The sequence below is a fragment of the uncultured Hyphomicrobium sp. genome (assembly GCF_902826555.1).
Classification (GTDB): Bacteria; Pseudomonadota; Alphaproteobacteria; order Rhizobiales; family Hyphomicrobiaceae; genus Hyphomicrobium_C.
This window is the reverse complement of record NZ_CADEFI010000003.1, coordinates 170766-184999: the sequence shown is the minus strand read 5'-3', so window position 1 is coordinate 184999 and position 14234 is coordinate 170766. Positions and strand designations below refer to the sequence as shown.

Annotated in this window: 13 protein-coding genes; 8 read left to right on the top strand and 5 right to left on the bottom strand. The window is 64.1% G+C overall.

Features of this window, described 5'->3' with window-relative positions:
• On the top strand, positions 1–1007 hold a 1007-nt coding region (locus tag QZV93_RS03180; RefSeq protein WP_295555893.1), incomplete at its 5' end, for an acyl-CoA carboxylase subunit beta.
• 6 nt (positions 1008–1013) lie between these two features.
• On the opposite strand, the gene QZV93_RS03175 is transcribed toward QZV93_RS03180, so the two are convergent.
• Positions 1014–2456 (bottom strand): FAD-binding protein, encoded by a 1443-nt coding sequence (locus QZV93_RS03175; protein WP_295555891.1) that lies wholly within the window; start codon positions 2454–2456, stop codon positions 1014–1016.
• Between the two features lie 249 nt (positions 2457–2705).
• Here QZV93_RS03175 and QZV93_RS03170 point away from each other — a divergent pair, with 249 nt between their 5' ends.
• Together QZV93_RS03170 and QZV93_RS03165 are read left to right on the top strand one after the other, a co-directional pair.
• A complete protein-coding gene (locus tag QZV93_RS03170) occupies positions 2706–2897 on the top strand; it encodes a hypothetical protein (protein WP_295555889.1) in 192 nt (63 codons plus the stop codon).
• 132 nt (positions 2898–3029) lie between these two features.
• A complete protein-coding gene (locus tag QZV93_RS03165; RefSeq protein WP_295555887.1) occupies positions 3030–3872 on the top strand; it encodes a class I SAM-dependent methyltransferase in 843 nt (280 codons plus the stop codon).
• Between the two features lie 14 nt (positions 3873–3886).
• Here QZV93_RS03165 and QZV93_RS03160 read toward each other — a convergent pair whose 3' ends face one another.
• Positions 3887–5905 carry an acyltransferase family protein gene (locus QZV93_RS03160; protein WP_295555885.1) on the bottom strand — a complete coding sequence of 673 codons (2019 nt, stop codon included), beginning with the start codon at positions 5903–5905 and terminating at the stop codon, positions 3887–3889.
• Between the two features lie 323 nt (positions 5906–6228).
• Between QZV93_RS03160 and QZV93_RS03155 the strand changes: the two genes are divergently transcribed.
• The 3 genes from QZV93_RS03155 (at position 6229) to QZV93_RS03145 (ending at position 7909) form a co-directional block, all read left to right on the top strand.
• Entirely contained in the window at positions 6229–6534 is a 306-nt protein-coding gene (locus QZV93_RS03155; protein ID WP_295555883.1) for a hypothetical protein, read from the top strand.
• Positions 6535–6739: 205 nt separating this feature from the next.
• The gene (locus tag QZV93_RS03150) at positions 6740–7291 is read left to right on the top strand and encodes a cytochrome b (protein ID WP_295555882.1); all 552 of its coding nucleotides are present in this window, start codon (positions 6740–6742) and stop codon (positions 7289–7291) included.
• A gap of 39 nt (positions 7292–7330) precedes the next feature.
• Positions 7331–7909 carry a YceI family protein gene (locus tag QZV93_RS03145; protein WP_295555881.1) on the top strand — a complete coding sequence of 193 codons (579 nt, stop codon included), beginning with the start codon at positions 7331–7333 and terminating at the stop codon, positions 7907–7909.
• Between the two features lie 66 nt (positions 7910–7975).
• Here the strand turns inward: QZV93_RS03145 and QZV93_RS03140 are convergent, their stop codons facing one another.
• Positions 7976–9709, bottom strand: a complete 1734-nt coding sequence (locus QZV93_RS03140; RefSeq protein WP_295555880.1) for an iron ABC transporter permease — start codon at positions 9707–9709, stop codon at positions 7976–7978.
• A gap of 154 nt (positions 9710–9863) precedes the next feature.
• On the opposite strand from QZV93_RS03140, the gene QZV93_RS03135 reads away from it, so the two are divergent.
• Positions 9864–10925 (top strand): hypothetical protein, encoded by a 1062-nt coding sequence (locus QZV93_RS03135; RefSeq protein WP_295555879.1) that lies wholly within the window; start codon positions 9864–9866, stop codon positions 10923–10925.
• A gap of 79 nt (positions 10926–11004) precedes the next feature.
• On the opposite strand, the gene QZV93_RS03130 is transcribed toward QZV93_RS03135, so the two are convergent.
• Both QZV93_RS03130 and QZV93_RS03125 read right to left on the bottom strand, forming a co-directional pair.
• Complete coding sequence (locus QZV93_RS03130) at positions 11005–12057, bottom strand: Fe(3+) ABC transporter substrate-binding protein (RefSeq protein WP_295555878.1); 1053 nt, start codon at positions 12055–12057, stop codon at positions 11005–11007.
• 198 nt (positions 12058–12255) lie between these two features.
• A complete protein-coding gene (locus QZV93_RS03125; RefSeq protein WP_295555876.1) occupies positions 12256–13527 on the bottom strand; it encodes a HAMP domain-containing sensor histidine kinase in 1272 nt (423 codons plus the stop codon).
• Positions 13528–13685: 158 nt separating this feature from the next.
• Here QZV93_RS03125 and QZV93_RS03120 point away from each other — a divergent pair, with 158 nt between their 5' ends.
• Positions 13686–14177: a hypothetical protein gene (locus tag QZV93_RS03120; RefSeq protein WP_295555874.1), complete on the top strand. Its 492-nt coding sequence runs from the start codon at positions 13686–13688 to the stop codon at positions 14175–14177.
• The last annotated feature ends 57 nt before the right edge of the window (positions 14178–14234 follow it).

The following is a 14234-nucleotide window of genomic DNA, read 5'->3' as shown; positions in this document are numbered from 1 at the left end:
CCATGACCGACTTCATCTTCATGGTGAAAGACACGAGCTACATGTTCGTCACCGGCCCCGACGTCGTGAAGACCGTGACCAACGAAAACGTCACCGCAGAAGAGCTTGGCGGCGCCAAAGTTCACACCACGAAGTCGTCCATCGCCGACCGCGCCTACGAGAACGATGTCGAGGCGCTGCTGCAGATGCGCCGCCTGATGGACTTCCTGCCGTCGAACAACAAGTCGGGCGTGCCCGCTCTGCCGACCTCCGACAGCCCGGACCGCGAGGACTTCTCGCTCGACACGCTGATCCCGGACAACCCGAACAAGCCCTACGACATCAAGGAGCTGATCCTGAAGGTCGTGGACGAGGCAGACTTCTTCGAGATCCAGGAAAATTACGCCAAGAACATCGTCACCGGCTTCGCCCGCATGGAAGGGCGCACCATCGGCATCGTCGCCAATCAGCCGCTGATGCTCGCCGGCGTCCTCGACAGCGACGCCTCGCGCAAGGCCGCCCGCTTCGTGCGCTTCTGCGACTGCTTCGAGATTCCGATCGTCACCTTCGTCGACGTGCCGGGCTTCCTCCCGGGCACCGCGCAGGAGTACGGCGGCCTGATCAAGCATGGCGCCAAGCTGCTCTTTGCGTTCGCCGAGGCCACCGTGCCCAAGGTCACGCTGATCACGCGCAAGGCCTACGGCGGTGCCTACGACGTCATGAGCTCGAAGCATATTCGCGGCGACGTGAACTATGCCTGGCCGTCAGCCGAGATCGCCGTCATGGGCGCCAAGGGTGCAGCCGAGATCCTCTATCGCGCCGAGCTCTCCGACCCCGAGAAGATCAAGGCCCGCATCGACGAGTACCAGAAGCGCTTCGCCAACCCGTTCGTGGCCGCCGAGCGCGGCTACATCGACGAGGTGATCCTGCCGCACGGCACGCGCCGCCGCATCTGCCGCGCGCTCAACATGCTGCGCAACAAGACCCTCGAGAACCCCTGGAAGAAGCACGACAACATCCCGCTCTAGAGGGCGCTACGCGAAATAGGCGTCCCACAGCGCATTGCGGAAGATGAGCTTGCGGTCGAGCTTCCGCTTGGCCGCGGCGAATGCGCCGGCATTGGCGTAGATTCGCTCGACCTGGTCTCTCCGCGCATGCAGCCGGTAAGGCAGGTAGAAGCTGCCGCCGAGCGCGGCCACGCCGTCGATGAGGCGCTGGGTGAGCCGGCGCATCTCGCGCTCGTCCTCAGGCGTCTTGCGCTGCGAGAATGCCATCACGCCCGCAATGCGCGGCCCTGGTGCATAGGCCAGAACGCTGAGGTCGTCCGCTGCCACGTAGCGGAGCGTGATGTTGAGCAGCTCCTGTCGCGAGACCTGTATGACCTCCCGGCAAAGCGCAACGAAGTCGCCGAACCGCTCCGCCGGGACGAAGTACTCGTGCAGGATGTCGACTCGCGCGCTGTCGTTGCTGGCGAGAAGTGCCACAGGCGTGTTGAGCAGGGCATTGCGCGTTGCGCGGTTGCTGGACGCGTGCGGCCGCAGCACGGTTTCCACCCACCAGCGCATGCGCTTTCCCCGATCCGAGCCGATCTGTGCGCGATAGACGCGCCGCGCCAGCGACTTTGCAGCGGAGCCGAACTCGGGCGGCGGCAGCGGGTCGCTCGTGTCGACCGGCCGGTAGGTCGTCAACAAGGCCTCGTCGAGGAAATCTTCGCGTACGACCGACAGGCGGCCATACATCATGCGCGCGGCAGGGTCGGCAGTCGCATCGATGAAGCGGGGAGCAAAGTCGGCCGAGGGTATGATGTCGTAGCTCGGCGCCAGCAGTACGTTGTCGACCATCTCGATTTCCGCCGACAGCACGACGCCGAGGAGCCCATAGCCGCCAAGCGCCAGCCGGAACAGCTCGGAGTTCTCGCTGCGTGAGCACGTGACGACGGCGCCGTCCGCCGTCATGAGTTCGATCGACCGCACCGTCGAGCCGAACGGCCCATACGGAACCGGCCAGCCGTGGGCGTTGACGGAGAACGTTCCAGAGACGCCGAAATCGTTGTTCGACTGGGTGACGGCAGGTGAGAACCCGAGAGGGTCGAGCGTTGCGATAACGTCGCGCCAGCGGGTCCCCGCCGTTGCGCGATAGCTTCGGCTTTGGGAATTGGGTTCGCACGTGCCATCCATGAGGGAGACGGCGACCCCGTCACGCGCGAGGCTCTGCCCGCCCATGGAGTGTCGGGCCGTCGAGACTGCGACCGGCCGGCCCTCTGCTGCAGCTGCTTTGAGTTCCGCCCTCAACCGGGCAATGAAATCCGTTTTTGGTGTCCCCTTGACGATCCAGTGCCGCGCAACCGGTGTTGGATTGAGCTCGCTTGCGTCGTTGAGCGTGACGGATTGCGCTCTCGCACGCCGTGGCGCGACAAGGACACAAGCCGCCGCCGCGCTCCCCGTAATCATGTCGCGGCGCGTGAGCTTGCGACGCATGAGCTGCTCCTCGGGACAAGGCGCCATTTAACATGGCTCGTAGGGCCGCCATCAGTCCCCCGCGGCATAGACGGCGGTTCGCGGCGGCGTTTTCGACCCGGCAAGTTAGCCTTGTTTTGAGCGCTTTTGCCTCAAGACAGCCAAAACTCGGCCCTAGAACCGTCTCGTGCGGACTGGGTTGGCGGGGCTGGCGAAGGGGTGTGGGGCTTGAAGCTGCATCAGTTCGAAATGCACGGCGTCGGCCGGGCGATGCTTGTTCATATTGTGCTCGGCGACAACGAGGCGGACGTCAACGCCTCGCGCCAGTGGCTTGAGGCCACCGTGGAGGTCCCGATCAAGGGCTCCATGGACGAGGAGGGCCTGCGCACCGCGGCCATGACGTTCCTGCGCGATACGCTGAATGCCGAGATTGCGGCGTTGAGAAGCGGTCCCTTCGGCTAGACGGCTGCGTGCGAGGTCCATCCGTCGACTTGCCCAAGGAATTGCGGCTCGGTAAGTTTTGCCCCGTTCAGGAGCAACGAGCCGCGCCCGCGACCAAGTGGGCGCCGGCCCTTTCGAAGGGCAAAACCAAGGATGGCCGAGATCAGGTCGCACGAGCGGCCGACGTGCGAGGTCTGTCAGAAGACCGGCGCGACGGTTGTAGCCAAGTATACGCGCAGCCCCTGGCCCGTTGTGGCCTGCAACCATTGCGGCTTCGTCTACCTCGGTCGCGTGCCCGATTATGAGGACCTGTCCGTCAATCTTGCTTGGGAGAAGCAGCACGCGGACGAGAAGGAGCGGCGCAAGAAAGAAAACAAGCTCGCGCGCTTCGACGCTCTGACGCGATTTCGCCTGAAGTTCGGCAAGGTCATCGATCGCGCCCGCCACAGGCGGGCTGCCGTGTCCGGGCGCGTGCTGGAGATCGGCTGCGGAGGCTCGACGCGGATCCCTGCAGGCCCGATACCCTACGGCATCGAGATCAGCGAGGGCTTGGCGGCAAAGGCGCGTCCGATCTTCGAGGCGCGCGGCGGCACCGTCTACCACGAGCCGGCGACCACCGGCATCGAGCGCTTTCCAGAGAGCTTCTTTGACAGCATCATCATGCGCTCCTACCTCGAGCACGAGGCCCAGCCGCGCGTCATCCTGGAGCGGGCCTTCAAGAGGCTGAAGCCGGGCGGCAAGATCCTGCTGCGCTCACCGAACTACAACTCGGCCAACCGCCACATCATGGGTGCGGAGTGGTGCGGCTTCCGCTTCCCGGATCACGTCAACTACTTCACGCCGCGTTCGCTCAAGGCGCTTGCCGAAAGCATCGGCTACGAATTCCATTGGATGAACTGGATGTCACTGTTCGACGACAACCTGATCGTCCAGCTGAAGCGGCCCGCAAGCGCCGTTCCTGAGATCGAGCCACCCGGCACCCGGGCTGCCGCCTAGTCGGCGTGGCATGACTAGCGCCGCATGGCCGCGCCAATCGCCGGCAGAGACGCGTAGCGCGAGAGGTAGGCCGAGCCAGATGCATTGAGGTGATTGCGGTCGCGGTAGACGAGCACCTCGTCTTTGAACGCGCTGCAGGTCGAGCTCGTGCACAGGACGTCGGCCATGCTGAGGAACGCCACGTCGTCATCGTGGTCGTCGAGGGATTTGAACACGGCTTGCGAGAAACTGAGCGTCGCGTCGACGGCTGGCCGTGGCGTTGTGCAATCAGTCTCCTCTGTATCCCGGCGCGCCGCATCGGCGAAACACCGCAGCGAGAACGTCTCGAGGAACGGCACCTGTCCGATGATGAGAACATCGATTCCGCGCCTGCGGAAAATGCCGATGGTCTCGGCGGCGATTTGCGCGAACGTCGCGTTTGCCTCCGCTCCCGCTTGCGAGAGTCGGTTTGGCTTGAGATTGCGGTAGTACTCCCAACCGGATGACAGCACGGCGATCTTGAGCCCCGGATTCCGATCCAGGAACGCGAGAATGGTTTCCTGATAGCGCGCGCAGGTCTCGTCGTCGGGCCTCGGATCTCCCGGCCTCGGAACACGCGACGCACCGATGAGCGCCCCGCAGGCACTTTGCGTGACCTGACGCCCGGAGTAGCCGGCATTTTCGGCGAGCTTGCGGATCATCGGCACGAAATGATCGGCGTTGGAATCGCCGAAGATGGCGATGTCGTAGGAAGCGTTTTCGGCCAGCGGGCGGCCGAAGGTGCAATAGTCGTTGTGCGCGAAGGCCTGATCATAGCCATCGCACGCCCCGCGCAGCGGATTGCCTTGCGAGGCAGCGCTGTAGACCTTGTAGGCCGGAGTATCGAGCCTTTGCGGCCAGCCTTCTCCCGCCACGATCGCAGTTGTCAGCAGACACAGCGCCACCGTGGCCGCGGCCGTGCGCTTGAAGAGTCCGGCGGGCGCCATCTCGGCGAGGCCCGCGCGCCGCGTCCAGGCCTGCTCGACGAGACCCCACGACAGCGCCCCAAGTGCGACGCTCGCGAGCACGAGCAGCGCGGCCTCGCCGGCGTGCGGCGCACGTCCGAGCTGATAGGTCGCGAGAGCCAGCAGCGGCCAATGATAGAGATAGATCGAGTAGCTCATGCGTCCGGCGAGCACGACCGGCTTGAGCGACAGCAGCCGCGACACCGGCGTCGGTCCCGAGAGTCCGGCGAAAATCAGGAGTCCCGTGCCGACAATCGTCGGCACGACGGCGAGCCCCGGAAAAGGAATGTCGGCATGGAGCGCAACGGCCGATCCGGCGACGAGCGCGAGGCCGATGGCGTCCAGCACGCCACGCACGCCGAGCCTCGGCGCAGCGACGAGCGGTAATGCTAGCGCAAGCGCACATCCGGCCAGGAGTTCGAAGGCCCGCGACAGCGGCAGATAGAATGCGAGGCTCGGATCGGTGCGTGCGGCAAACTCCGAATGAAGGAGTGAAAGGCCGGCAAGGGCGAGCACGGCGGCGACGATCTTCGCCGGTGCAGAAACTCTGCGGACCAGGAGAAGGAGGAGCAGGGGCCACGTGAGATAGAACTGATCCTCGACGGCGAGCGACCACATGTTGAGGAGCGGCGCTTCTGCCGACGGCGCATCGAAGTAACCGGAATTGTCGTAGAAATGGAAATTTGCGGTCATCGTCCACATCGCGGCGAGGCTTTCCCCGTACTTCGACAGGTCGTCGGGCATGAGCACGACGATGGCGGCCGCCGAAACGAGGAGCGAGCACACGAAGGCGGCCGGCACCAGTCGCCGCACTCGGCGGCCGAGGAATGCCACGTAGGAGAACTCGCCGCGCTCCATGTCTGCGATGAGCTGGCGCGTGATGATGAAGCCTGAGATGACGAAGAAGACGTCGACGCCGATGAAGCCGCCCGTGAGTGTCGAAGGCCAAGCGTGGAAAATGACCACCAGAGCGATGGCCAGCGCGCGCAAGCCGTCGACATGGGGAAGATAAGGCAGTGCGCTGGCGTGTGCGGTGTGTGTGCGGATCACGTGTGGCCCTGCATGGGGAAGCTGGCGACGATTTTAGAGAAGCGCCTGACCCCGCACCGCGCGCCCGCACGCACATGATGTCGAGAGTTCAGGAACTAGAGGTGCCGCGACGGAGTTGCAGATCGCAACAGGCCCTGAGTTTGCATGTTCAGGTGAGGCGCAATCAAGGTCAAACTGCTGCAGCGAGATGTTGCGGCGCCAATAAATCTGCGGACGGACATAAGTTTTATAGAAATGCAGCGAAATTTGGTGGTCTGTTTTTCCGATGGATTCGTAGTAACATCGCACATCAGCCGGGACCAACCAGGGAAAGGAAACCAGCCATGCGAAAGTTAATCGCCATGGCCTTGATCGGAGCTAGCGCGGCACTCTTCTCCGCTACGGCCCCCGCCCAGGCCATGACTGCAGGAAGCGCTGGAGTGGCGAAGGCCGCCACGACCGTTGATAGTCCTGTCGAGCAAGTTCGCCGCCGCTGGCATCGCCACCGGCACTACCATCGTCACCGCCATTGGCGCCACCGCCATCATCATCGGCGCTGGTATCGGCCGTACTACTATGGCGGATATGCGCCCTATTATGGCTACCGGTATTATCGGCGCCCGCGCGTTGGGATCTATTTCAACTTCTAACGAGCGCAGAAACCCCTAGGTATTGACGGCCGCGAGGATAGCCACTTGCGGCCGTTTTCTTTTTTCGAAGGCGCGATCTCGCACCATACTGTTTCCAAAAACGACCGGATATTGTCACGGGCGGCACATTGAATGCAGCCCGGCACCATTTATTTAATCGGGTGCCCGTTTCGAGAGCGGGTCGTGGGGAAGAGGGCCCGAAGGGATGTTGGTCGGCGATACACCTGCGGGCTATGGGCTCGTAAGCCGTCTTTTTCATTGGCTCATGGCGCTCGCCATCGTCGCCATGTTCGGCCTCGGTTTGTGGATGGTCGATCTCGACTACTACAGCCCCTACTATCATTCGGCCCCCGACCTTCACAAAAGTGTCGGCATTCTGCTCCTGATCGCGCTTGCGCTTCGCTTCGGCTGGCGCCTCGCCAACGTCAGGCCGGATGACACCGATTTAAGTACCTTCGAGCGTACCGCCGCGCGCATCACGCATTGGGGGTTCTATCCCTTGCTGCTCGCCCTGATGGTGAGCGGCTACCTGATCTCGACCGCGGATGGTCGCCCCATAGAGGTCTTCGGCTGGTTCAGCGTGCCGTCGCCCGGCGAGAACAAGGGCCTCGAGGATGTGGCCGGCACCGTCCACACCATCCTCGCCTATTTGGTGATCTTGCTCGCCACCGTTCATGCAGGCGCCGCCCTGAAGCATCACATTGTCGACCGTAAGCGCACGCTCACGCGCATGTGGTCCGGACCGTCCGAGACCTGAATATCTTTTTTAGTTCATCCACCGCAAAGGACATGTTCCATGAAGCTACGTCTCACGACCCTCGTGCTCGCCGCTGCGCTGGCGCTTCCCGGTGCTGCCGGTGCCGCCAACTACGAGATCGATACCAAAGGCGCGCACGCCTCGATCAACTTCCGCGTCAAGCATCTGGGGTTCAGCTGGCTGACCGGTCGCTTCGACACGTTTACCGGCACCTTCAGCTACGATCCGAAGGCGCCGGAGGCTTCCAAGGTCAATGTCGAGATCGATGCCGCGAGCGTCAGCTCCAACCACGCCGAGCGCGACAAGCATCTTCGCAACACGGATTTCCTCGACGTCGCCAAATTCCCGAAGGCGACCTTCGTTAGCAAGAAGGTCGAGCCCGCCGGAGAGGGCAAGGCGAAGATCGTCGGCGACTTGACGCTTCGCGGCGTCACCAAAGAGGTTACGCTCGACGCCGAGTACGTGGGCGGTGGCGCAGACCCCTGGGGCGGCAATCGCGTCGGTTTTTCCGGAACGACCAAGCTCACGCTTGCCGACTACGGCATCAATTTTAATCTCGGCCCTGATGCCAAGGAAGTCGAACTCACGCTGAACGTGGAAGGCGTCGAGAAGAAGTAGAGCAGCGCTGGAGAGACGGCAAACGGCAATCGGATCCTGACATCGATTGCCGTTTGCCCATTGCCGTTAGCCGTTTCCGGTGCGTCCCGCGATGGCTCGGTGCAGCACCACCAGCGGCACCAGGCCCGCGAGCACGATGGTCAGCGCCCCGAGCGCGCCGGCTTCCACTTGCTCCACGGCGGCGAACGCATAAACGTGCGTCGCCAGCGTCTCGAAGTTGAAGGGACGCAGCAGCAGCGTTGTCGGCAGCTCTTTCAACGCATCGACGAACACGAGAAGTCCCGCGGCCCCGAGCGCAGGGAGCAGCAGCGGCAGGTGAATGCGCCACAACGCCGACGCCGCTGTCTCGCCGAGGGCTCGGGCCGCAGCGTCGAGATTAGGCGATATGCGTTCGAGCCCCGCCTCGATGCCGCCCCGCGCCACCGCGAGAAAGCGGATGACGTAGGCGTAGACGAGCGCCGCGATCGAGCCGGACAGTATGAGACCAGTCGAGAGGCCTAAAAAATCGCGTACCAACGCGTCGACACTGTTGTCGATGGCAGCCAATGGAATGAGCACGCCGAGCGCCAGCACGGCGCCCGGGAGCGCGTACCCGAATCCCGACATCTGCGCCGCCACCCTCGTGAAGCGCGTCTTTGCAACGCGCGGCGCATAGCTGATCAGAAGTCCGAGCGCGACGGCGGCGCCGGCCGCCAACGTCGCCAGCATGAGGCTGTTCCACGCCGCGCTGAGGAAGCCGCCTTCGATGGCCACCGAAACATGCGCCATCGCAAAGCGCGCGAGCAGCAGGAACGGCACCACGAACCCAACGACGAACGGCAGCGCGCAGAGCGCCGCGGCGGCATATCCGCGCCAGCCATCGATGTCCTGGAACGGAATGGCGCGGTAGCGCCCTGTGGTGTGATGCACTTTCGCGCCTCCGCGCGCGTAGCGTTCGGCTGCGAGCAGGAGCACGATGAGCAGGAGCGTCACGGTCGCGAGCTGTGCCGCGCCGCCAAGGTTTGAACGTTGCAGCCAGGTGGCGTAGATGCTTGCGGAAAGCGTCTGGATGCCGAGATGCTGAACGGCACCGAGATCGTTGAGCGTCTCCATGGCGACCAGGGCCGCGCCGGCCGCCAGCGCCGGCCGCGCGAGCGGCAGCGCCACCGCCCAGAATGTTCCCATCGATGTCCGTCCGAGCGTGCGTGCTACCTCGAGCGCACACACCGATTGCTGAACGAACGTCGCCCGCGCCGCGAGATACACGTATGGATAGAGCACGGCCGACATCACGAGCACGGCGCCCGGCAAGGAGCGGATGTTCGGGAACCAATAATCCTGTGCCGTCGTCCAGCCGAAGAGCGATCGAAGCTCCGACTGTACGGGGCCGGCGTAGTCGAAAATCTCGCTGTAGCAGTAGGCTGCGATGTAGGTTGGAATGGCGAGCGGCAGCACCAGCAGGCGGTCGAGCACGGCGCGCCCTGGAAACCGATACATGGTGATGAGCCACGCCGTGCTGGTCCCCGCGACCAGCGTGACGGCGACGGTGCCGAGGGCCAGCAGAAGCGTTTGCTGGAGCGCCACGGGCAGCACGGCGCTGGCGAGGTGCGGCCAGTCGTTGTCGCGCGCCGTTGCCGCGAGGTAGAGCACCGCCGCCACCGGCAAGGCGATGACGGCAAGCACCAGACCGGATGTGAAGCTCCAGCCGGGCGCATGCGAGCGGCCCCGGCCGGCGTCGAGGAGACGCCGCAGGCTGTCCAGCAACTTGCTGGGCCCGGGACCGGTCGACGTTGGGGAATTGAGGCGCATCGCCAGGACCATTGCGGGCCTCGGCGCCGCGGTCAAGGGCGACCTCCGGCCCGCGTTCCGGACCTGGATCGTCACTGTGACTGAAGTCACTGTCGGCAGAAGCCTCGTGCGATAGTATAAGTTTATAACATTTCAAAAATGAGTTGATCAGACCCGGGAGGTCGCCATGGATACTGCTCTGCCGCGAAAGTCACCTCGCACGTTGCGCGTGCTAGCCGTGCTGCTGTCGCTCCTGATGATGCCCGTGCCTGCCGGCCACGCCGCCGACGCCCCGGAATTTGGCGGCGACTGCGTGATGGGTCTCGCCGAGGGCAAGCGGATCAAGACCGCGTGCAAGGTGACGTGGACCGATACCACCGGCAAGACCTACTGCTTTTCCACCGAGGACGCGAAGGCGCATTTCCTGAAAGACCCCGAGGTCTACTTGCAGAAAGCGAAGGAGCACTTCGCCGCCGGCGATGCGGGAGATACGGTTCGAGACATGGCGCACTTCACGTCCGAGGAAGCCCAGACTTTCACGGAGGCGTTCATCAAGTCCGAGCAGGAGAAGAATTCAGGCGTATTCAAGCTGAATGACGCCATGCTTGGTCAGACGCTTGCGTTGAAGTTCATCAAGGTCGATTTCGTGCGCACGCTGCACGGATACGGGTTCTTTCCGGACGTGCTGTTTCAGGCCGCCGATGTTCCGGAGAAAACCTATCTCGTCGACTTCTGGGTGAAGCCGCGCGACGGCAAGCTCGCGCTGATGGATGTGCGCCTCTACAAGGCTCCCCGCCGGGAGGGGGAAAAATGGGTCATGATAACCCGCCAGCCGAAGCCCTGGTGGTGGATACCAGCCTCCGAGCATCCGGGAGAGTCGGAAGTAAAGCGCGGCTGGGAGATCATGTCGGCCATCGACGAGTACATTGTCGGCGAGCGCGCCAACAACGCCGGTCATTTCAAGCTTAAAGACGACAAGACGGGCGAGGAGGTCTCGCTCGAGTTCGTCGGCATCCACCAGCCGGTTCGGCGATTGAAGGAGAATGGGCGGTATTTCGCCTGCTCCGACTTCCGTCGCGCCGGCAGCAAGGACGAATATTACGACATCGACTTCTGGCTCGACGAGAAGGACGGCAAGATTTCCGTCAACGGCGCCCGCGTGCACAAGGTGCCCGTGCTGGAAGACGGAAACTTCATTCAGATGCCGCGCTATTCCTTCGACCCGAAGACGTTCGAGGTCGTGCCCTGATCGGCAGGCGAGAAAGGCCGGAAGCGATCAGGAGATCACGTCCGGCCAAGAGCGCTCGTCGAGCGACGCTCCGGCTGCTTTAGGAGTTCGGTCCGGCGTCGAAGCGCACCTTGTCGACCAGCTCGGAGGCCTTCTTGCGCAAGGAGGCGATCTGGGAGAGCGGGATCGAGTCGGGCTTGAGCTCGCCCCAGCTCTTGACGAGGTCGGAGGCATGCGCGGTCGCCGTCACCGGATACTCGCCGTTTCCTTCGGCGTAGATCTGCTGGGCTTCGCTCGAAACCATGAACTCGAGCAGCTTCACTGCGTTGTCGCGGTGCGGAGCATGAGCGGCAAGCGCCGCGCCCGAGATGTTGACGTGTGTGCCGCGATCGGCCGCGTTCGGGAACAGGATCTTGACCGCGTCGGCCCAGGGCTTCTGCTCCGGGTTCTTGAGCATGGCGGCCATGTAGTAGGTGTTGCCGATGGCGAGATCGCAGAGGCCGGCCTGCACGTCGCGGACACCCTCGCGATCGCCGCCAGCCGGCTTGCGAGCCAGGTTGTCGCGAAGACCGATGAGCCACTTCTCGGCCTTCTCCTCGCCGTCATGCGCGATCATCGAGGCGACGAGAGCGATGTTGTAGGTGTGTTGGCCGGAGCGGATGCAGATCTTGCCCTTCCACTTGGGGTCCGCCAGCTCCTCATAGGTGATCGCGTCCTGCTTCACGCGATCCTTCGAAGCGTAAACCACGCGCGCGCGCCGCGTCAGTCCGAACCAATGGCCTTCCGGGTCGCGCAAGGTGACATCGATGGCGTCGTCGAGCACTTTCGATTGCAGCGCTTGCGTGACGCCGGCGGCCTTGGCCTGGATGAGCAGTCCGGACTCCGGCGTGATCAGGAGGTCGGCGGGGCTGTTGCGCCCTTCCGCAGTCATGCGCTCGACGAGCCCATCCTTCGAGTACACGACGTTGACCTTGATCCCGGTCTCCTGGGTGAAGGTTTTGAAGAGCGGATCGATCAGGCCGGGCTCGCGAAAGGAGTAGACGTTGACCTGCTCTGCTGCCTGGGCGCCGGTGGCGGCAATGGGTGCCAGCGCCAGCAGAGGCAGCGCAAGCGCACGAGAGGCGCGGCGCAGAGTAAGGTGGAAAATGCTCATGGTCGTTTCTCCAGTATTCGGGGGTCAAGGTCCCGCTGTCGGCTGGCTCTCGCGGACAGCAGGGAGATGCCACCGGATCGAGGCTGCAAGACAGGTGCTCATAAAGCAGCGACCACAAACTACGTCAAGAAAGTCAACAATTGTGCGACGGTTGCACGCGCGCAATACGTCAGGGTATCGCGTACCGGCCGTCGCGGATCAGACTGGGATCACACGATCCTTGGCGAAGATGACGGAGGCGCACGTGCCTTTGCCCGGCACGCTCTCTATGGCGAGTTCTGCGCCGTTCGCTTTCGCCAGCGCCCGCACGAGCGGCAGTCCGAGCCCCAGGCCGTCGGCGCCGCTCTGATCGCGCCGTTCGGTTCGAGCTGGTCGACCCGGTGCCAGCAGCCGTTCGATGTCGCTCTGCGCCATGCCCGACCCGGTGTCGGACACGACGACCGCAAGCGGCCCCTCGCCGCGGTAGCGCGCGCCGAAGGTCACCCGTCCACCCCGGTCCGTGAATTTGAATGCGTTTGTCGCCAGATTGAGCAGGATCTGCCTCAGGCTGGTCGCATCGGCGATCACATGCGGAAGGTGGGGAGGAACTTCGAGCGAAAGCGAGATGCCGGCCCGATCCGCGAGCGGCGTGAGCTGCGAGACGGTAGCACCGAGCGCGTCCTCGAGGTCGATCTCGGCGAACGTGAGATCATGCAGGCTGCTATCTGCTTCGGCGGCAGCCTCGGCCAATATCCTTTCGATAACGGCGAGCATGTGTGTCGCACTGCCGTGAATGTCGGCCGCATAGCCGACATAGCGCGCCGAACCGAGTGTCCCGAAGCGCTCGTCTTTCATGATCTCGGCCGCAGCCGCAATGGCACTGGCCGGCGTTCTGAGCTCGTGCGCGAGGCTGGCCCGCAAGGAAGGAGAAACCTCGGTCGGCGATGTCACGTGCGAAATGGTCGGCTCGAGAGCGTCAGTGACCATTGCATGGTCGCGCTCCGGACGCGGCGCGGACGACCAGCCGTCGCGAATGCGCCGTGCGATCTCCTTGAGCTTGGCGGCATCGTCGGTGGCGAACAGCCTGGCGTCGGTCACGAGGGAAGGCTGCGGGGAAGACGCCGCCGCCGGCACCGGCGCGTCGGGGCCATCGCCGAGCGCGACCACCACCGCGAGCGCATGCGGCTCGTGGTCCTGAAATGTGATGCGGCACAGCGGTCGCACGGCCCCATCGGTGCTCCAGAACACCAGCCGAACAGGCGACGCGTCGCCGTCCGAGGGGCGCGACGCGAGCGAACGCAACAGCGTCAGCGCGGGCATGGCGGCGTCGAGCAAAACGGGCCCCCCGTCGCCTCTGAGCCCGAGCAGCGCCCGCCCGGCCCCGTTCGCGGCCAGAATGCATCCGCGTCCAACGTCGATGAGCCAAGCCGCGGGAGCCGCCGCCGCGATCTCGGAGAGAGCCGGCGCGGGAAGATTTTCGGCGAATGTCACCACCCGGGCCCGTTTCATCGGCGGAAACACTAACGCCCCTCGCGCGTTAGCGCGAGGTGTTCTGATCACGTTGGAGTGCGCGGCGAGCCGCGGGGGAGGCGTTCAACGATTCAGTAACCATTTGCGTTCATTACAGATTTGCGAACTCGGGCCAGAAATTGCACATGCAGACCCAGACAAGCCTCGCCGGTTTTCCCGGCATGGACGGCCGCCTCGGCCCCGGAATCCGCTTCATGCTCTTCGCAAGCGGAGTGTTCGCGATCCTGGTCCCGTCCTGGGAATTGCGCTTTGCGTTCGCCGAGTTCGGCTGGTGGACGATCTTCTACGGCGTCATCGTGGTCGGCGCCTGGGCGGTGGGTTTGACGTTCGTCGCCTGCGCCGTAGCGGGCGTCAGCAACACCTGGACCTTCGACGACGCCCGCCTTCTCGTTGAGCAACGCTCGCCGCTGCGCCGACGGTTCCTCTCGGTGCACGGCCCCGACATCGCTCGCACGGAAGTCCGGGTCGATACCTGGACCGACGGCCCGGACACCTTCAGCGTGGTGCTGTATCTTGTGTCGGGTGAGCGGCTGTGCTCGATGTCCTATGAATCGCGCTTTGTGGCCGAAAGCCTGGAGGACACGGTCCGGGCTCGTCTCGGCGTAGCCTGATCCCGGAGCTGTCGCCCGAGCCCACCCATTTGGGCGCTCCTGGAGGCCTCGATAGAG

Coding starts and splice junctions, on each gene's coding strand:
- QZV93_RS03175 (WP_295555891.1), bottom strand. CDS start 2,456: ATGCGTCGCAAGCTCACGCGCCGCGACATGATTACGGGGAGCGCGGCG.
- QZV93_RS03170 (WP_295555889.1), top strand. CDS start 2,706: ATGCTTGTTCATATTGTGCTCGGCGACAACGAGGCGGACGTCAACGCC.
- QZV93_RS03165 (WP_295555887.1), top strand. CDS start 3,030: ATGGCCGAGATCAGGTCGCACGAGCGGCCGACGTGCGAGGTCTGTCAG.
- QZV93_RS03155 (WP_295555883.1), top strand. CDS start 6,229: ATGCGAAAGTTAATCGCCATGGCCTTGATCGGAGCTAGCGCGGCACTC.
- QZV93_RS03150 (WP_295555882.1), top strand. CDS start 6,740: ATGTTGGTCGGCGATACACCTGCGGGCTATGGGCTCGTAAGCCGTCTT.
- QZV93_RS03145 (WP_295555881.1), top strand. CDS start 7,331: ATGAAGCTACGTCTCACGACCCTCGTGCTCGCCGCTGCGCTGGCGCTT.
- QZV93_RS03140 (WP_295555880.1), bottom strand. CDS start 9,709: ATGGTCCTGGCGATGCGCCTCAATTCCCCAACGTCGACCGGTCCCGGG.
- QZV93_RS03135 (WP_295555879.1), top strand. CDS start 9,864: ATGGATACTGCTCTGCCGCGAAAGTCACCTCGCACGTTGCGCGTGCTA.
- QZV93_RS03130 (WP_295555878.1), bottom strand. CDS start 12,057: ATGAGCATTTTCCACCTTACTCTGCGCCGCGCCTCTCGTGCGCTTGCG.